The sequence below is a fragment of the Candidatus Binatia bacterium genome, assembly GCA_036563615.1.
Classification (GTDB): Bacteria; Desulfobacterota; Binatia; order UBA12015; family UBA12015; genus DATCMB01.
On record DATCMB010000009.1, the window covers coordinates 149,160 to 168,042 of the forward strand.

Genomic DNA, 18,883 nt, shown 5'->3' on the forward strand with positions numbered 1-18,883 from the left:
AGCGACGAGACGCACGACGCCCCCGCCCCGGCGTGCCGGGACGGGGGCTCGCGTGCGCTCACTGGGTCACGGTGATCTTGGAGCTTGACGCGGCGCAGTTGTTGCTCTCGCTGGTCTCCGCCGACGTCTTGGTGTCGTCGGCGCAGGCGAGCACGTAGTAGCTCCCGGGCACGGTCGCCGCGGGGATCTTCACCGACTTGCTCCCGGTGTGCGCGGCGCCGGGCGCGAGCGCAGGCACCGCGCGCGCGCCGCTCAGGAGCTTGTCGCCCGAGCTCTTGGTCGCGTCGGTCGAGAGGTAGTAGCGCGTCTTCGAGGCCTTGGCCGCGACGTTGCCGAGGTTCTGCGCCGTGTCGCCGACCGAGAACGTGGTGCCGCGCTTCTTCGTCGCCGGCGGGTTCGAGACTTGGCCCTCGACCAGGTCGGGCTGGCCCACCGTCACGACCGCGCCCGACGTCGCCGCGCAGTTGTCGTCCTCGTTGCTCTCGACGACGGTGCCCTTGTCGTCGGCGCAGGCGAGCACGAAGTAGGAGCCGAGCGGGGTCGACGCGGGAATCGTCACCGTCGTCGTTCCCGACGCGCCGGCACCGGGATCGAGCGCCGGCACCGAGCGGATGCCCGTCAAGAGCCGATCGTCGGCGCTCTTCACCGCGTCGCTCGAGAGGTAGAAGCGCGTCGTCGACGACGTGGAGCGCGTCCCGCCGCCGTTCTGCACGGTCGACGTCAGCTTGAACTTGCTGCCCGGCGCGCCCGACGGCGCCGACGGATTGGTCGACATCGACGCCACGCCGAGGTTCGCGCTCGTCGCGCTCCCGACGACGTTCACCGTGCGGCTCAGCGTGATCTCGCCCGAGTTCTCCGACCAGACGCGGAAGCTGAAGGTCTTGCTGCCCGGCGTCTGCGCGAGGAACGAGTACGTCGCCGTGCGCGACCAGCTCGGCGGGATGTTGCCGAGCGTGATCGAGCCGTCGGGATCGGTGAACGCCATGCTCGTGCCGTCGAGCCGCGTCGGCTGGACGTCGACCGGCAGCACGCCGGACGGCAGCGGCAGCTGGTGGACGTGCACGCCGGACGCGACCCACGAGTCGTTCGCGACGTTGACGCCCACCGTGATGAGCGAGCCGACGCCGACGCTCGTCGGGCCGCTCGCGTATGCCGTCATCGCGGGCGGCGACGACTGGACGCGCGCCAGCGGCAGGACATCGCCGCGCACGATGAGCGCGCTCATGCCCCAGGGCAGCACGGTGTTCTCGGCGTCGGTGGGCACGACCTTTAGCCGGTAGGTGCCCGGCGGCGGATCGTGCACCACGAGGTACTCGACGTTGTCGATTGACGACACCGAGACGTACTCGCCGCAGGCGCCGGTCGGATCGCCGCAGTCGACGTTGCGGTCGACGTAGAGGTCGATGTCGTAGAGCACCGCGCGGCTCGCGCCCGCGCTCGCCGGCGGCTCGTCCCAGGTGAGCACGACGACCAGACGCTTCGCGCCCGGCGGCACCGTGATGTCGCTGAAGGCGAAGCCGAAGGAGTTGATCGTGCCCCAGAAGCGGCGTGTCTCCCAGCCGTCCGAGTTCGGATGGTCCCAGTGCGCGACGTAGCTCGAGACGCGCCCGAGGCCGTACTCGTTGCTCTTGCCCACCGCGCCGTCGTGGCCCAGCGCGGTCGCCATCAGGTGCGCGCGCGTCATCGCCGGACGGAACTGGAACTGCGGGTAGTGCTGCAGGAGCGAGGCCGCGAGCCCCGTGACGTGCGGCGTCGCCATGCTGCAGCCGTCGAGGTTCTTGTAGCCGTTGGTGGTCGCGGCCCACGCCGAGGTGATGGTCGCGCCGGGCGCGACGACGTTCGGCTTCATGCGGCCGTCGCCGGTCGGCCCCTGGCTGCTCGTCGACTTCCGATCGCCGACCGTCAAGTATCCCTTGTCGAACACGTTGCCGACCGCGAGCACGTTCTTCGCGACGCCGGGCGTGCCGATCGTGCCCGGCGCGCCGCCGTTGCCGGAGCAGACGACGTAGAGCTGTGCGTTGATCCAGGTGCGGTAGTCGGCCTTGCGCGAGATCTCGTCGGTGCCGCGGAGGTTGGTCCCGGCGCCGCCGCTGTAGTTGATCACCATCGGCGCGGGATCGACCGGGTTCGTGCTGCACTCGCCCGGCGCGGTCATCCAGTCCATCGCGGCCTTGAGCACCGAGTCCGTGTTGCCCTGACCGTTCTTGTCCCAGACCTTGGCGACGCGCAGGTGGCCGCCTTGCGCGAGCTCGCCCACGCCCGGCGCGACGCCACGGTAGCGCGGGTTTGCGGTGCCGGTGCCCGCGATCGTCCCGAGCAAGTGCGTGCCGTGCTCGAACAGATCGATGAACGCGCCGCCCGGCTCGCTCGTGAAGTTCTTGCCGCAGGCGCGCTTGCCCGCGAGGTCGACGTGCCCGCTCGGCCCGCCGATCATCGCGCCGCTGTCGATGATGCCGACCGGGATCGGCGCGCCGCTAAACCGCGTCAATCCATAAGAAATGCTGCCCGGGCGGATCATGTCGACGTCCATCAGCGGCGCGCTCTGGTCGTGGCCCGGCGGGTTCACGTCGATCGTCTCGATGAACAGCACGAAGTCGAGCGCCGCGAGACGCTCGAGCACCGGACCGGTCGCGACCGCCTCGTAGGAGTGCAGGTCGGCGTCGTACGCGCCGACCGCGGCCCCGGCCGCTTCGAGCGCGCGCCGGAAGCTGCCGTCTTCGTCCGCCTCGAAGAGGTTGACGACCACCGGGATCGGCGTCGTCGGATCGAGCGCAGGCGCGGCGGCCGTCGGCGTGCGCAGCGCGGCGAGCTCCGGGCTCGACTTCTGCTCGGTGGTGCTGACGCCCACCCACTCGACCTCGGGCAGCGCCGCGACGGCAGACAGCGTACGGATCGGCAGGCGCGCCTTGTGGTGGTCGTCGTGGCGGCCGAGGAGGCGGACGCCGAGCGCCGCGAGCTTCTCCTCGACGCGCTCGTCGAGCGGCACGCGCAGCAGGACGAAGCCGTAGACGGTGTCGCGCCCCCGATCGCGCAGGCCGTGCGCGTGCGCCTCGAGCGCCGGGTCGAGCCCCGACGCCGGCGCGCGCACGCCGGACGAGAAGCTGAGCGCGCGTCCGGCGTCGGCGCGCTGCCGCGACGAGTTCGAGAGGTAGGTCGCGGTCGCCTTCGCGTCGGGCTTCTTGCGCGACGCCATCGCACCCGGCGGGATCAGGACGTTGACGCCCTCGACCGCCGGCGCGAGCTCGGCCGCGAGCTCGTCGGGCGCGAGCTCGGGCTCGGCTGCGGACGCGTCCGCCGCCGCCGCGTCGCTCGCGGCGGCGCCGGGCGCGCTGCTCGGCGCTGCGGGCGACGTCGCCTCGGGCGGCGACGCCGGCAGTCCGGCGAGGACCGCCTCCGCGATCTCGGCGAGGAGCGCTTCGTCGTACGGCGGGCGGACGACGCTCTGGTCGCCTGCGACCGACGACACGGGGCCGACGCACAGCGCGAGGGCGAGCGACGCGACGAGCGCGGAAGCGAGACGCCCGCGGAGCTCGCGCAGGTTGCGGGCTCGAGGGCCGTTCTTGGTGAGCATTCCTTCCTCCTGAGGCGGCTCGTCGCCGGTCGACGGCGACGTACGACGAGCGCGGTCCGTTTGGCGGAAGGGCGCTACCTGCGAGGTAGCGGCTCGCTACCCGCAGCAGAGACGAAAGAACGCGGGCGTGATTCGTCGCTTGATCGGCAGCGCCAAATGCTCGTAGAAGCCTCGGCAGGAGGGAGTCGCATGGGCCAGTCGAGCGCTCGCGATCAGCGGGCGGCCTTCACCGTGCTGCTCGCTGCCGCGTGCGTTCTCGCGACGGCGGTCGCAGCCCGTTCGGCGGAGGCCGTGGACCGACCCGTCAGCGGCCGGTCCGTCAAGATCTCGAAATCCGGTCCGAAGACGCGTCTCGTCTTCGTGACCACGGATCCGGCGTTTCTCTTCCCCGAACCCGAGAGCGCGGACGATCCGACCAGCGGCACGCCGGGCGGCATCACTGTCGACGTGTTCGCGCGCGGTGCGGCGCCCGCCTCGGTCGGCGCGCCGCCGGGCATCGGCACGCCGGGCTGGCGCCTCGTGCGGGCGAAGATCCGCACGTACCGCTACCGCGGGCGAGGTGGCGCGCTCGCATCCGTGCTGCTGCGCGAGGGCAAGCGGCTGCAGGTCGCCGCGTCGGACCTCGGGATGGACGTCACGGCGCCGCTCGGCGCGGTCGCGGTCCGCGTCACGCTGGGCTCGCTGCGGAGCTGCGCGGTGTTCACCGAGACGAGCGTGCAGCGCGACCGCGCGGGCCTCTTCGCCGCGCGCAACGCGCCGGCGCCGCAGCTCGCCGATTGCGCGGACGACACCCTGCTGCTCGCGCTCGGCGATCCGTGCGCGAGCGAGAGCTTCCCGTTCTGCGGCGCGCCGTGCCCGGACGGCGGCACGTGCGCGCCGGACGTCGTGGGCAGCGTCTGTCGCTGCGTCTATCCGACGCAGCCGTGCGGCGACACCGCGCCGCTCTGCGGCGGCACGTGCCCCGCGGGCCAGAGCTGCTGGCCGATCGACGGCGGCTTCCCCGGCCCGACGAACGCGTGCCTGTGCGCGCCTTCCGACACGCCGCCCTGCGGCACGAGCGGCATGGCGTGCGACGGCGCGTGTCCCGACGGGCTCGAGTGCCAGCTGATTCCCGGCAACGCGATCTTCGAGAGCGCGTGCGGCTGCACCGATCCGGCGGCGGTGTGCGGCGCGCCGGGCTTCGGCGCGTGCCCGCACCCCGACCTGCAGTGCGTCGTCATCCCGGGCAGCGGCTACCAGTGCCTGCCGATTCCGTGCGGCAGCGCCCCGGAGTGCGGCGGGACGTGCAGCGGCGGGCGCGAGTGCGTGCCGGTCGGCGTCCCGGGCAGCGATCTGTGCATCTGCGTGACGCCGGGCGGCTGAGCCGGTCTCGTCTGCGGCGGCCCGCGCCGACGCGCGCGTGCAGCTCTTATGCTTGACTACGTATTGGCTTGACGTCGCGCTTCAGCCGATCGCGTCGCCCGGCACCCACCAGCCGTGGAAGCCGAACGGCACGCGGCGCGGCAGCTCGACCTCGGCGATCGCCCCGCGCGCGATGCGCAGCGCCTCGAACACCGCGAGCGTGCTCGCGTCGCGCGCGCGGTCGTAGACGAACGACAGCACATAGCCCTCGCCATCGCCGGGGCCGGCGGGGACGAACAGCGCCTCGCCCGCGTGGCGGTGGAGCCCCGGATCCCAGATCTCCTCCTCGCCGGTGCGGAAGTCGATGCGGCCGATGCCGCCGAGGTCGACGGTGTCGGGGTGGTGGCGGAGGTGGGAGAACCAGCCGTTGCGGTAGCCGGCGCGTCCGGTGAAGTGGCGGTCGTGGGTCGCGAGGTCGAGCTGGCTCCAGCTCACGATCTCCTCGCGGAAGGTCAGCTCCGGTCCCGCCGTGCCCACGCGCCAGCGCGTCACCCGGATGTCGCCGTCGCCGCGGTCGCCGGTCGCGAAGATCGACGGCAGGCGCGAGACGTCGATCACCACGTCGTCGCCGTCGCGGAAGGCGTTCACCTCGTGGAAGACGTAGCAGTTCTCGATCTCGACCCAGCGGATCTCCGAGCCCGGACGCCCGAACGGCAGGATGCCGATCCGCGAGCCGTAGCTCGGCGTCCACTTGAAGCCCGCGAGCGGCTCGTCGATCGCCTCCGCGAGGTCGAAGACGACCGGTCCCTCCCAAAACACCGCCTCGCGGTCGGTGATCGCGAACGAGTGGATCATCGTCGGCTTGGCGACCTCGATCGGCTCGGCGGAGATCACGCGGCCGGTCTCGTCCGCGACGTAGTACGTCGAGTATGGCGGCACGAACCAGTAGCCGAAGAAGTGCAGGTAGCCGGTTGCGGGGTCGACCTTCGGGTGGGCGGTGAAGGAGTTCCGCACGACGCCGCCGAAGTCGAAGACGCCCTTGGTCGAGAGGTCGCGCGGGTCGAGCTCGAACGCGGCGCCGATCTCGCCCGAGCTCAGGAGCCGTCCGCCTTGGTAGACGACGCTCACGTTTCTCTGGCCGTTCTCGCCGCCCGGCGCGAGACCGAGGCGGATCGCGTCGTTGAAGCTGACCTGGTTCTTCCAGAAGCCCGTGCGGACGTAGCGGTTGCGGTACCAGCGCGCGCGGCCGCGCTCGAGGCGGACGCCGTGCACCATCCCGTCGCCGAGGAACCAGTGCGACCGCCTGCGCCGCGGCATGAGCGACGTCGAGCGCGCGGGGCGGCTCCGCTGCAGCGTCGACGAGGCGACGCTCGCGTACTGGACGACGATGCACGGCGTGACGTCGCTCGCGATCCTCGGCGTGGTGAAGCCGGGCAGCACCGTCGTCGCGCTCGCCCGCGAGGGCGTGATCGAGCGGATCACGCGTCCCGGGCCCGCGCGGCGCGCGCGCACCGCGCGGGCCCGGCGACGCTAGGCTGGGCCAGACCTGCTCACTTCTTGGCCTTGAAGTAGGTGGGCCCCGATCGGGCGACGTTCGGAAGCTCCGCCTCGAAGCACGCGCCTCCGTCGTCGCGCCGCACCTGCACCAGCGCTCCGGCGAACGAGCGTTCGAGCCCCTTGGCGATGCCCGGCGCCGTCGGCGAGGTCCCGGCCGGCAGAGATCCTTGCCCCTTGGTCGCTCTGTTGCGGCCGGTGACCAAGATCTGCGACTGCCCTGCCGCACCGGCGCGCAGCTTGAGCACGCCGACGCCGTCGGTCGCGTAGTCGCGGTCCGTGTACTGGAACCCCCGGGCGCCGAGCCGCCGCCAGCAGGGCTTCGCACCGCAGGACTGGCCGGCCCGGTCGATCTGGAGGTCGCCGGCGAACCCGCCGTCGTCGCGCCGGTAGAAGCACACGGTGTAGCCCGGCCCACCGGCTGCGGTCGGGTCGCCGAAGACGCTCGCGTCGAGCTTCGGCCCGCTCGCGAGCTTCAAGCTCAGCGACTCGAAGCCTTTCCGCACCTCGTTGACGAGCAGCGAGGCCTTCCTGAACCCGCTCACGCACGAGCTCGCCGGCGCGGGGGCGAGCACGCACCCCTCGACCGGGTCGCACGAGCCGGTGGCGCAGACGGTCCCGGCGTCGCAGTCCAGCGGTGCGCCGGCAGTGCAGGAACCGGCCCCGTCGCACGTCTCGCGGCCGTTGCACACGGTGTCGTCGTCGCAGGCCGTCCCGGCAGGCTCGTACTGGCAGCTCGGCGAGCAGCAGTCGCCAGCGTCCCTGTTCCCGTCGTCGCATTGCTCACCGGCATCGAGGACGCCGTTGCCGCACGGATGCGGATCACCGTCGCAGCGCGGCGGCCCCGAGGGCTGCGCGACGCATTTGTCGTTGACGGTCTCGGGATCGCCGTCGTCGCACGTCGTGCCAGGCGCCTTGAACAGATCCTCGGGGCACAGCGGGCTCACGCCGTCGCAAACCTCTGCTACGTCGCAGGTACCGAACGCCATTCGGCAGACCTTGCCCTGCGCGGCCACCGTAGAGCAGCCGACGTCCGCAACGCACTGCTGGCAGGAGCTGCACCGCACCTCGAGCGGCCTCCCGCTGCCCGTCGTCTTCGGCACGCACTGGCCGTTGCCGTCACACTCCTCGAGCGTGCACGCGTTGCCGTCGGAGCACGGGGCGCCGCGGGGGGCGCCGTCGCATGCCTGCGGGCATGCCGCCGCGACGCAGTTCCCCTCGCGGCAGACGTCGGCCGTGCACGTGTCGCCGTTGTCGCACTGCGCGCCGTCCGCCTTGCCCTCGCAGACGAGGACGGTCGTCACCTCGTCGTCCGTCATCGCGTGCCGCGTCTCGTCGTCGACGATCTGGAGATGGGCGCGAAGCTCCGTCTTGAGGGTCTCGGCGGCCACGCGGCCAGTCACGCGCAGCACGAAGATCTGCGCAGGTTCCATCTCGACTTCGAAGCGCTCCGTGCTCTCGAAGCGGACGCAGATGGGTCGGATGACGTCGTCGCATCCAGGCGTGTCGGTGTGCCGTGCGCGCGACCCGAAGTCCGGATCGAGGTCGAGGTTCACGCGGAGCTTTCGACGCACGGCGCCCTTGTTGATCACGTTCAGGCGGTAGGCGAGCTCCTCGCCCGGGCGTACCTCAGTCGGGATCGCGGCCAGGTCGGCGACCAGCGGAAGCGCTTCGCCGTCGGCGAGAACGCTCGTCCTTTGCTGGCGGACGATGGGCGCTTCGAGGCTGCCGTCCGCGCGGTACCGCGCAGCCTCGACGATGGTCGAGAGCTGCGGCTCGAACTCTTCGGGATCCGTGAGAGGGGTTTGCGGATCGACCTCGTGCTCGAAGGTCAGGGTAGCCGCCTTACCAGGGGCGAGATTGAGGATCGTCCACTTCGCCACGCCCCGTTCCGCGATGCACGTGAAGTTCGCGACGGCGCAGATTCCCGACGGCTTGCACGTGCCGCCGGTGAGAAGGCAAGGACCTGGGAACTCGCAACTCTCGATGATGCAGAAAGGGATGAGGCTCGTTCCCTCGGTCCCCGCGACGCCCTTCAGCTGGAGGTGCGCATCCCAGGTAAACGACAGGTCGAAGTCTGCGCTTGCCCCTCCCTCGTTGAAGACCGTCACGCCGTAGGCGAGCCGGCCGCCTGGCTTGACGCTCGAAGGCGTCGTCGTGAGCGACACGTTCGTCTGGGCGAGCACCGGAGCCGCGACGAGCAGCAACGTCGTGGTGAGCCAGGCGACACGCCGCGGCGCGCGCGCGCGCCGTCCGGGCTCGGCTCGCCGGAGCAGGGAGGCCATCGGAAGATCGAAGGTCGGGGCGCTTGGACGCTTCATGGCGAACCTCGTTTGCGCGGGTTGGCGTCAGCGGGTGGTGAGACGGTAGGCCGTCCGGCAGAGATCGAGCGCCGCCTTCGGGTCCGTCGTGAAGAGCGTGCGAGCCAGCGCCAGATTCTCCTCGGCGCGGGCAGGAACCTTGTAACCGAGGGCCTTCGCGTCCAGGATCGCCTGCTCGGTCGCGTCACACGACTCCTTCAGGCGCTCGCCGTAGTTCACGGCCATGCGCGGGCCCGAGTTCCACTGCAGGTCGCGCTCGAGCAGGACGCGAAGCACGAGAGCCCACTTCTCGTCGAGGGCGTCGAGCTGGGTCTCGACCTCGGTCCGGAACGCTTCCAGGTCGTCGTGAAGCGCCTTGCTCCGGTCGTAGTTCGCCGCGAGCTCCTCGCTCGTCACGGCTGCGTCGCACGCTGCGACGAGCTCGAGGTTCGACTGCGCGATCCCGATCGCCCACTTCACCTCGGCGACCACCAGCTCGGCCGCTGCGAACACGATGTCGGCCGGGATGCACGCCACCGACAGGTTGCCGCCGAACAGGACGGCGACGAACTGGTCGCAGGCACGGCTCAGGCCGCTCCAGATGTTCTTGGCGAGCGAGCGCAGGTTCTCGACCTGCTCCAGCGCGAGGATGGTGATGTTCAGGTCGCGCGCGAGCTCCAGGGTATCCATCGCTCTCGAGCGCCGGGGCAGCTCGCCGTCGACCAGCGCATGGGTCGGGCAGAACTCCAGCTCGTTGGGATAGTCTGCCTCCGGGAAATCGTCGGCGCTCAGCGCGCGGCTGGCGAGCGGCGGTGTACGCAACTTTCGCTCGCGGGCTTCGCGCTGCGCCGCCTCGATCGCCTCACGCGCGGACGTGACGCGCGCGACCGCGTTGCCGCGCAAGGCACCGGCCTGCTGGAAGGCGCTGATCAGCGGCGTGAGATCGGTGCGACCGTAGACCTGTTCGAGCTCCTCGTCCGGCGTCGCGTCGAGAAAGCCACGCAGCCGCGCGGCATTTTCCCACTGTCCGACCTGCTCGATCGCGGTCGCGAGCTCCTCCATCTGCTGGCGGACGGAGCCCGCGTCGGCCGCGGCCGTCGACGACGTGAGGAGGAGCAGAGCGAGGGTCGTGCCCAGGAAAGTCCAGGTTCTCATCGGCGTTCTCCAGCTCGATCGTTGAGTGCCCCCGCCCCGCTCAGCGGCGCCGGACGGTTCCACGCGACGTGACGAGGCGGTACCCCGCCTGGCAGTAATCGAAGGCCCGCTTGGGGTCGGTCGCCATCGCCTTGCGACCCGCGTCGACCAGCGCCTGGGGTTGAGGTGTCGGCGAGTATCCCGCGGCAGCCGTCTCGTCGATCGCTGCCTGCGCCTCGTCGCAGGCCTCCTCGAGGCGCGTCGTGTAGTTGACGTTGAGGCGTCGCACGGACTTCTCGCGCAGATCGCCCTCGAGCAGGACCTCGAGCACGAGATCCGCCTGGCGGTGGGCCTCGGCGAGGCGCGTTCGCACGGAGGCCTTGAAGGCCTGCAGGTCCTCGTGCAGGTGGCCGAGGCGCTTGTAGGTGCCGGCCATCTGCGCCGTCTCGACCGCGCCGTCGCACAAGCCGATCATGTCGAGCTCCATCTGCACGAACTCGACGGCCCACTTCGCCTCTGCGACGAGCAGCTCGGCGACCGCGAGGACGATGTCGATCGGCAGGCAAGCGAGCGACGTGTTGGCGCCCGATCCGGCCACGATCGTCGTCTGATCGCAGGCGCGGCTGAGGCCGTCCCAGACGCCGCGCGCGAACGCGTAGAGGATCTCGAACTGCTCGACGGTCTTCGTGGCGGTGTTCAGGTCCCGGAGCTTGACGAATCCCTCGTGCGTGTCGGACGTGGTCCTGCCCGGAATCTCCTGCGCGTCGCAGAAGTCACCGCTGATGTCCGGCCACGGAGCCTCGGGCAACGGCCCGTTGCCATGACTCAAGATCGACTCCGGCGGGCGCGCCGTCTGGAGCGTCGCGGCGCTCGCCCTCGCGAGCGCGGTCGCACGCGACTCCGCGAGACCTGCCTGGACCTCCGCTTCCAGCGGCGCGGCCTCGAAGAGCTTCTCGGCGAGCGGCGTGAGGTCCGTGTCGCCGTACACCGCCTCGAGATCCTGCGGTGGCGTCGCGGCGACCGCCTCACGGAAGCGTCGAGCCTCGTCCGCGCGACCGAGCTGCTCGAGCGCGACGGCGAGCTGCTCGAGCTGCCGCTCGACGTTCGTGGCGGCCCTGGCAGGCCCGGAGAGGGCGAGGCCGAGCATCGCGCAAGCAAGAAGGAAGGTTCGCATAGGTGGCCCCTCGTTCTCGTCGACCCGCCGGCAACCAACGGGCGCTGCAAACTCACGATGCGCCGAGATCTCGAAGATCCGGGCGCGTTCGCGGCCGCTCGCCTATCACAATCGTCGCGGACGTCGCGATGATCGTTTCTGACAAAAAATTGATTTGAGACGACAAAACGCGCCCGGAGGCGTCCTATCCAATTTTTGCGCGGATGTTGCTGCTCCGCGCCAAGCCTTGGAAAGGGCGACGCTCTGGGCGCGCTGGTCGCAAGCGCGGGCCGCGCGCGGTCTCGGGCGCGCGCGAGAGAAGCGTCGACGTCGCTCGGGGGACGGCTCAGCGGGTCAGCGGAGCCCGCCCCGCCGCCGCGCCAACGTCGGCGTCAGGAGCGCTCGCAGACGAGCTGCAGCCGATCCGCGTCGCGCCGCTTGCCGGCGAACGCGCGCGCGGCGACCGTCTGCGCGACGCGCTTGCGGCTGCCGAGCTCGAGCGCAATCTCGACCGCGTTCCCGCACGCGCTCGGCGCGAGGCCCGGCACCGGACGGCCGACCAGCGAGCCGAGGCTCGCGGCGAGCGCTGCGGCCGTCTCCGGCGCGCGCCTCGCGACCGGCTTCATGAGCCGGACCCCGGTGAGCGGCTCCGGCGTGCAGGCGGCGAAGCGCGAGTCCACGGTCGGCGCGCACGGCGCGACGGCGATCACGCAGCGGCCCGGCGTGGCGTCGAGGTCGCAGGTCGGGTCGTTGTCCCGGCACACGATCCGCCCGGTCGGGAAGGGGACGCCTTGCTTGACGCGGCTCGCCGAGACGCCGCTCACGCTCCACTCGAGCAGGCACTCGTTGCGCTTCTCCGTGCCGCCGGGAATCAGCGTGCGGCGCGTCGGCGTGTCGGCGTTCAGCAGCCGCATGCGGTCGTTGAGCACGACGTACGGCTCGTCGTGCAGGTCGACGATGCCCCAGTTGTTGTCCTCGCCGTCGAAGCGCCCCTCGATCGGCTGGTCGGCGTGCTTGAACCAGTGCGTGCCGACGACGTACGGCCGCTGCACCGCACGGCGCGTGTACGCGCTGAACGCGTCGGCGCGCGCCGCCTGCGTCGGCAACGTCGGATAGAACGGCGGGAAGGTGTTGGGCAGCTCCGACTCGGCGGAGCGGTAGCCGTACTCGCTGATCAGGATCGGCTTGCCGGTGAGCGCGTAGAGCGTGTCGACGTCGTCGAACATGCGCGCCGCCTGGATGTAGCCGGCCTGCGCGGCGAGCTGCTGCGCGAGGTCGAACCACACCGCCCCGAACTCGTAGTAGTTCGTGCTCAGCACGTCGACGTACGGACCCGCCGCCGCCGCAACTTCGGGCGGCGTCGAGTACGAGAGGAAGCGCGCGCCGAGGATCAGCATCGTCGGCGAGACGGCGCGCAGCGCGTCGTGCACGGTGCGGAAGTACTGCTCCGCGACCACGCCGGTGAACGCGTGCCGCACCGCCTGGCGCGCCGGAGCGTCGGTCTGCCAGTCCGCGCCGAGCTCGGTGAGGGTCTGCACGTCGTCGAAGCTCGCGAGCGAGAGCCCGAAGTCGGCGTTGAAGGCGGCGACGTCGCCGCCGTAGCGCGTCTCGAGATAGCTCTGCAGCGCCACCTTGCCGGGGGCGCCCGCGGGCAGGCGGAAGTAGGCGTCGAAGATCGGCTGCGTCAAGATCAAAGGCGGACCCCAGCCGAGCTCGTTGTCGCTGAACACGCCGATGCACCACGGGTCGGCGGCGCAGCTCGCGGCTTTCGCCGCCTCGACGCTCGCGCCCGCGACGAACGCGGGAGCGAAGTAGTCGCGCACCGGCTGCCCGGTGAGCCCGTTCGGCACGTCCGGCACCGCGGGCGCGTGCTGCGCGAAGCCGAGGATCGGCGTGTAGGGCATCACCTGGACGAAGAGCCCGTAGTCGCTCCACGAGCCGATCGTGTTGACGTGGATGTCGAGCAGGCGGATGAGCGTGACCTCGGCCCACGCGGTCGCGCTGCCGTAGCGCGCGAGAACGTTGTCGCGGTACGGCGCGGTGCCGATCGTCGGTGCGAAGTCGCCTTCCACGCGCACGCCGACGATGCCCGCGGAGAACATCCCGTGCCCGTCCGGCGTGACGAGCCACCAGACGCCGTCGATCTGCTCGGTGCGGAAGCGTCCGGTCGCGGTGGTCGAGACGCCGAGCCAGCCGCCGAACGGATCGAAGCCGGGCTGCGCGTCCGCGTGCGGCGGGACGGCCAAGTCGGCGACGGCGAGCGCGAGCCAGGCGAGCAGGCCGCAGACGGCGCGGCTCGGGAAGCGCGCCCGCGAGGACGCGGTCGAAGCTGGCACGGGAAGCAGGGCAGGAGCGACGCGTGGCATGGCGGGCGATGTACGCCATTTGGCCGGTGCCGGGGAAGACGTGAAGTCCTCCGGCGCGCGCGTGGCAGGCGCCGCAGCTACCGTCGTCGGCCGGCCGCGGCGCCGGGCTCTCCCGGCTCAGAGCCGGTAGCTGATCTCCGCGCCGAAGGTACGCGGCAGCTGGTAGTAGCGCGTCAACGTTCCGGCCGGCAGCAGGTTGAAGGCGAAGTCGAAGTAGGCCTCGTCGGTGAGGTTCTTCGCCCACAGCGCGACCTCGGCGCGGCCGTCCATGAGCTCGTAGGCGAGGCGCGCGTTGAGTAGGTTGTACCCCGGCTGCGTGCCCTGCGGCACCTCGGGCGCGATGTAGATGACGTCGCTCTGGTAGTACCACTCGAGGCGCGGCGTGATCCAACCGTCGAGCCACGACGGCCCGCCCGGCGAGATCGGGTGCGAGTACTGGACCGCGAGGAACGTCTGCACCTCGGGGACGTACGGGAAGCGCTGTCCGGCGCGATTGATCGGATCGCCGGTCGCGGCGCTCACCGACTCGAAGTCGGTGAAGCGCCCGTGGAACAGCGCGACCGATCCTTGAATCGACAGCCCCTGCATCGGCAGCGCGAGCGCCTCGAGCTCGAGGCCGCGCAGCTTCGCGCTCGCCGCGTTCAGCACGACGGCGCGCGGGTCGAACGCGTTCGTGCTGGCGACGATCGTCTGCACCTGCAGGTCGTCGTAGAGCGACTGGTAGAGCGCGAGGTTCAGCGTCAAGCGGCGGTCGAAGGACGACGTCTTGATGCCGACCTCGGACGAATCGAGGTGCTCGGGCGCGACCGGGTCGATGCCGTCGGGCTGCGTCGGCGTCACCACCGCGTCGAAGCCGCCGCCGCGGAAGCCGCGCGCGTAGGTGAAGTAGGCGAGCGCGTGCTGCAGCGGCGTGCCGTCGAGGAGCGACTCGGGCGCCTTCGCGGCGAGGCTCGCCGTCGGCGTCCACGCGTCGTAGACCCTGCGCGCCGAGTCGGCGAACAGCGGCGTCGGGTTGTCGAACGGTGACGTCCACCAGACGTCCGCGCCCTTCTTCTCCTGCGTGTAGCGCAGGCCGCCGGTGAGGCCCAGCCACGGCGTCAGCTCGTAGGTCCCCTGGCCGAACAGCGCCCAGGTCCAGTTGTCGATGTCGATGCGGTTCTTCGCGCGGATGTTCACGACCTGCGGCAGCGCCCAGATGTCGGCGTCGAGGCCGCCGTCCTCCCATTCCGCGAACACGCCGGCGACGAACGGCAGCCGGCCGTCGAGCGCCGTGCCCGTGACCTGCAGCTCCTGGCTCACCTGCCGCTGGTGACGCGGTCCGCCGTTGCCGATGCCCGCGCCGCCGGCCTCGCTCTGCCGTGCGAGGAAGAAGCGCGTCATGTCGACGTCGATGCGCGCGCGCAGCGTCTGCTCCTGCACCGCGGTCAACGATCGCACCGCGAGCCCGTCGACCAGCCCCGGCAGGTCGATCTTCGCGCGCGCGTCGAGCCACGTGCCCCAGCTCTCGCTGTCGATCAGCGAGGCGACGTCGGACTGCACGTCGAACGGCCGCGACGCCTTGCACGCGTCGAAGTACGTCTCGCCGGTCACGGGATCCGGCGGCAGCAGCGCGCCGAAGGCGCCGGCGGTGCGGAACACGCACTGGCCGCCGCGCTGCTTCGAGTGGTTCTTGGTCCACGACCCGGTGAGGTCGATCGTCGCGTCGTCGGCGGGCACGAAGCGCAAGGTGCCGAGGAACGCGAGCGAGTCGAGGTCGGACAGCGACTCGTCGCGGTACGAGTTCCAGACGTAGCCGTCGCGCTGCGACGAGCCGAACGCGACCCGCGTGAACATCCGGTCGCCGAGCCCCGCGAAGTCGACCGGGAAGTTCAGCATCGCGCGGGTGTCGAGGCTGCCGTAGTTGCCCGGGCGCAGCATCGCCGCCGCGGCGAGGTCTTTTCCTGGCTTGACGGTGTCGACCTTGATCGCGCCGCCGACCGTGTTCTTGCCGTAGAGCGTCCCCTGCGGGCCCCGCAGCACCTCGATCCGCTCGACGTCGACCAGCTCGAGGAGCTGTCCGGCGGCGCGCGGCAGGAAGACGCCGTCGACGTAGACGCCGACCCCGGGATCGAAGGCGAGGCCCGGCAAGAGGCCCGGCGGCGAGCCGACGCCGCGCAGGAAAAACTGCGGCCGTCCCGCTTGATCGCGCGCCACGACCAGGCTCGGCACGAGCTGCTGGATCTGATCGAGGCGGCTCACCTCGGATGCGCGCAGGTCGTCGTTCGACAGCACGGTGACGGAGACCGGCACGTCCTCGAGCGACTCCTCGCGACGCCGCGCCGACACGACGATCTCGTCGATCGCGAACGCCTCGGGCACGATCGCGTCGTCGGTGGCCGGGGCGTCTGCAGCCGCTGCGGGTGAGGCCGTGCTTCCGGCGTCGGCGGGCGTGCTGCCGTCCGCGGCGCGCGCGGGCTTCGGCGTCGGCGCGGCGAGCGGCGCGGGCGTCGCCGCCGGAGCGGAGGCTTCCGCGGCGAGCGACTGCGGCGCTCCTCCTGCGAACGCGAGCGGTGCGATCAGCAGGGCGACGAGGCTGTACCGGCGGAAGCTGTCGAGACGAGCCGGCTCAGACACCCCGGACCGCGAACAGCATCAGGACGTAGATCGTGGTGATCACCGCCAGCCCGACGCGCGGTACGATCTTGAGCTTGACGTGCACGTCTTCCACCACGTCCTGACCGATGTCGGGCCGCCCGATGCCGACCCGGCGCGCGAGGCGGTCCTCCATGAAGAAGTGGAAGCCGATCAGCAGCCCGCCGAGGCTGCCGCCGATCAGGATGCACAGGCCCCAGCGTCCGTCGGTGAGCACGCGCCAGTCGCCCGCCGTGAAGCGGTAGAGCAGCAGCGCGCCCGTCACCGCGACCGTGCCGGCGAGCACCGACGCCAGACGAAACACGCGCGGGAAGACCGTTGCGAGGAAGTCGCGCCGCGCCGCCCCCGTGTAGCTCGACAGGGTCGGCACCAGGATCAGGTTGATCACCAGCACCTCGCCGAGCCAGCACGACGCTGCGAGGACATGTAGTGCGCGCACGAAGACCAGCCAGTCCATTCGCCCCTCCCGGTGCGAACGTCCGCGCCGCGACCGGAGAAATTGCTGAAATTGATTACCGATTTCGACTAGTCGACGCCGCGCGGAGTGGCAAGGGCGCACCCGCCCCTGACGGCGAGCCGGCGAGTGTCGCCCGGGCGGACGCGTCGGCCGCCAGACTCCGTCGTGGACATTGCGGCGAGCGGAAGTGGCGGCGGTGGGCCAGCGACCGCCGCGCGGCCAATTCCTCCGACTCCCGCCGGCGCGTCGATGCCTCGAGCCCGCGTCCGCGAGCGCCGACCTACGAGCCGCCGCGCACGGCACGGACCGGATTGGCGTTCGGCTTGAGGTCGAGCGACGTGAAGCCGCCCTTGAACGAGACGAGCCACGCGCGCAGCGGGTCGTCCGCGTACGACGTCGAGGTCCAGTGGTCCCAGGACGCCGTGCAGCTACACGTGAGCACGGTGCAGCCGGGCGCGCACGCGGTGTCGAACTCGGGAAACGCGGCGGGGTCGGCGGCACCGAGGTTCCGCAAGCTCTCGAGCTCGAAGACGTTCGGCAGGCGCCAGTCGGTGTAGCCCGCGAAGCCCTCGCCCGCGTTGAGCGTCGCGAGGAAGACCGTCACGACCGTCCCGTTCAGCTCGGACGGCGAGCCTTCGACGCTCCAGGTGTAGATGTCGTCCACGTCGTGGATCGAGCCGTCGCGGGACTTCTTCTCCCACATGAGCCCGGTCCTGACGTCGGTGATCGTGCCGTCGCCGTTGTCGACGAAGTCGCGCGCGACACCGCGCTGCAGGTCACCGTCGCTGCCGGTGCCGTAACGGATCGTCTGTCCCGTCTTGAGTAGCGGCGCGCGCGGGAGCGCCTCGCACGTAGCCGGATCGCCCGCGCAGTCCGGAAGCGCCGCACCGCTCGTGACGGCTTCGACCACGACATCCGTGCATTGCGTCAAGTAGTCACCGAAGGCGGACGCCGTCTCGGTCACGGCGCAGCTCGCCCCGTGCCGCGCCTGCGCCCGCGCAAACGCACTGGTCAGCTTCCGCGCGCATCGCGCGAGCGCGTCCGCGCGCTGCGACGGACGGCGCATCGTCGCGTGGCGCGACTCGGCGTCGAAGCGGCACTGTACGTACGTCGCCAAGGCACGCTCGAGGTCGGCGGCGCAGCGCTCGCTGGCCGTCGGACGGCCCGCGTGCGCGGCGGTGGCGAGCAGGCAAACGAGAAGCGCCGTCAGGGCGATGGCTCGGGCTCTCACGTGCGGTCTCTCCTTCGAAGCGAAGCCCGGGCATGAGACGTCGGAGCGGGCTCTCGTCTTCTTGGCAAGCGTGAAACGCCGGTCAAGCCCAAATCCGAGCGGGATGGACGATCGGCTACGGCGTGCCGTGCGTGAAGCGGCCGTCCATCATCGTCATGTCGACGCGCGTCTGCGCGATCTCGTGCGGGTCGATGTCGAACAGGTTGCGCTCGAGCACGACCAGATCCGCGCGCTTCCCGACCTCGATCGATCCGATCTGGTGGTCGAGGCGGAGCTGGCGCGCGCTGCCCATGGTGCTGGCGCGGATCGCCTGCGCGAGGTCGAGACGCTCGCCTGCCGGCTCGAGCACCGGCGCGCCGGGCTTGCCGACGAGTTGACGCGTGACACCGCGACCTGCAGCGAGTCGAGCTTGTACGTCGAGAAGTAGCCGGCCGCCGGCCAGTCCGTGCCGAACGACACCTCGCCGCCGGATTCATGTGCGCCTCGACGAACCCCGGCAGCATCTTGCGACCCACGAGCTCGACGACCGTGGTGTCGGGCCCAGTGAATTTTGCGATTTCTTGGTCCGAGCCGACGGCGACGATCGCTCCGTCACGGATCGCGACCGCCTCGGCCCACGGGCGCTTCGGGTCGACGGTGTAAACGCGGCTGCCGCGGAAGACGACCGACGCCGGTGACGCATCGCTTGCGGTACCGGTCGCGACCGTACCGCCTGCCGGCTCGGTCTTCGCCGCGGGTGTCGCGGACGCGTCGGCTGCGACGGCGGGGCGCGGTCCGACGACGCCTCCGGCCGTCGACGCCAGGGCCTGCACGAGTTCGCAGGTCAGACACATCGCAGCGCCCTCTTCTTCGTGCGCATCGCTGACGGTCGCGCGCACGACGCTGGGCGTGAACGCGGACTTCTCGAGGCTGGCTCGCGTGCCGGCCTCGCCGCCCGTGAGAAAGCCTCCCAGAAGCGCGGCGACGACGAACGCCCGAGCCGTGATCTTGCGCATCGTGACTTCTCCCGCGCCATCCGGCGGCAACGCGCTCCGGCCACCTCGCGGCGAGCACGACGGCGCAGCGACGAGCGCGCCGCTCGCGCGCGTTCCTTTCGTGCAGCGACGGCGGCCGAGCGGCACGCGACGCCGCCTGGACGCGGTGCC

General features: G+C 71.2%; 11 protein-coding genes and 1 pseudogene. 2 read left to right on the top strand and 10 right to left on the bottom strand.

Translation table 11 applies throughout. The features are described 5' to 3' along the window. Positions 1 to 58: 58 nt before the first annotated feature. The gene (locus VIS07_08460) at positions 59 to 3,571 is read right to left on the bottom strand and encodes a S8 family serine peptidase (GenBank protein HEY8515532.1); all 3,513 of its coding nucleotides are present in this window, start codon (positions 3,569 to 3,571) and stop codon (positions 59 to 61) included. Positions 3,572 to 3,862: 291 nt separating this feature from the next. Between VIS07_08460 and VIS07_08465 the strand changes: the two genes are divergently transcribed. Then, positions 3,863 to 4,933 (top strand): hypothetical protein, encoded by a 1,071-nt coding sequence (locus VIS07_08465; protein HEY8515533.1) that lies wholly within the window; start codon positions 3,863 to 3,865, stop codon positions 4,931 to 4,933. A gap of 81 nt (positions 4,934 to 5,014) precedes the next feature. Here the strand turns inward: VIS07_08465 and VIS07_08470 are convergent, their stop codons facing one another. Continuing rightward, on the bottom strand, positions 5,015 to 6,229 hold the full coding sequence (locus VIS07_08470) for a carotenoid oxygenase family protein (GenBank protein ID HEY8515534.1): 1,215 nt from the start codon (positions 6,227 to 6,229) through the stop codon (positions 5,015 to 5,017). Here VIS07_08470 and VIS07_08475 point away from each other — a divergent pair. Continuing rightward, on the top strand, positions 6,228 to 6,446 hold the full coding sequence (locus VIS07_08475; GenBank protein ID HEY8515535.1) for a hypothetical protein: 219 nt from the start codon (positions 6,228 to 6,230) through the stop codon (positions 6,444 to 6,446). The two genes, VIS07_08470 and VIS07_08475, sit on opposite strands and share 2 nt — an antisense overlap. 16 nt (positions 6,447 to 6,462) lie before the next feature. Here VIS07_08475 and VIS07_08480 read toward each other — a convergent pair whose 3' ends face one another. The 8 genes and pseudogenes from VIS07_08480 to VIS07_08515 form a co-directional block, all read right to left on the bottom strand. Beyond that, complete coding sequence (locus tag VIS07_08480; GenBank protein ID HEY8515536.1) at positions 6,463 to 8,787, bottom strand: hypothetical protein; 2,325 nt, start codon at positions 8,785 to 8,787, stop codon at positions 6,463 to 6,465. A gap of 27 nt (positions 8,788 to 8,814) precedes the next feature. Then, positions 8,815 to 9,984, bottom strand: a complete 1,170-nt coding sequence (locus VIS07_08485) for a hypothetical protein (protein ID HEY8515537.1) — start codon at positions 9,982 to 9,984, stop codon at positions 8,815 to 8,817. After that, positions 9,962 to 11,074, bottom strand: coding sequence for a hypothetical protein (locus tag VIS07_08490; protein ID HEY8515538.1), 1,113 nt, complete (start codon positions 11,072 to 11,074; stop codon positions 9,962 to 9,964). Before VIS07_08490 ends, VIS07_08485 begins: the two co-directional genes overlap by 23 nt. A gap of 371 nt (positions 11,075 to 11,445) precedes the next feature. Continuing rightward, positions 11,446 to 13,389 (bottom strand): hypothetical protein, encoded by a 1,944-nt coding sequence (locus tag VIS07_08495; GenBank protein HEY8515539.1) that lies wholly within the window; start codon positions 13,387 to 13,389, stop codon positions 11,446 to 11,448. Positions 13,390 to 13,536: 147 nt separating this feature from the next. Then, positions 13,537 to 16,032, bottom strand: coding sequence for a TonB-dependent receptor (locus tag VIS07_08500; protein HEY8515540.1), 2,496 nt, complete (start codon positions 16,030 to 16,032; stop codon positions 13,537 to 13,539). Continuing rightward, the gene (locus tag VIS07_08505) at positions 16,025 to 16,507 is read right to left on the bottom strand and encodes a hypothetical protein (GenBank protein HEY8515541.1); all 483 of its coding nucleotides are present in this window, start codon (positions 16,505 to 16,507) and stop codon (positions 16,025 to 16,027) included. Before VIS07_08505 ends, VIS07_08500 begins: the two co-directional genes overlap by 8 nt. Positions 16,508 to 16,787: 280 nt before the next feature. After that, positions 16,788 to 17,471, bottom strand: coding sequence for a DUF1566 domain-containing protein (locus VIS07_08510; protein ID HEY8515542.1), 684 nt, complete (start codon positions 17,469 to 17,471; stop codon positions 16,788 to 16,790). Between the two features lie 382 nt (positions 17,472 to 17,853). Beyond that, positions 17,854 to 18,209: pseudogene (locus tag VIS07_08515) on the bottom strand (amidohydrolase family protein). Positions 18,210 to 18,883: the final 674 nt, after the last annotated feature.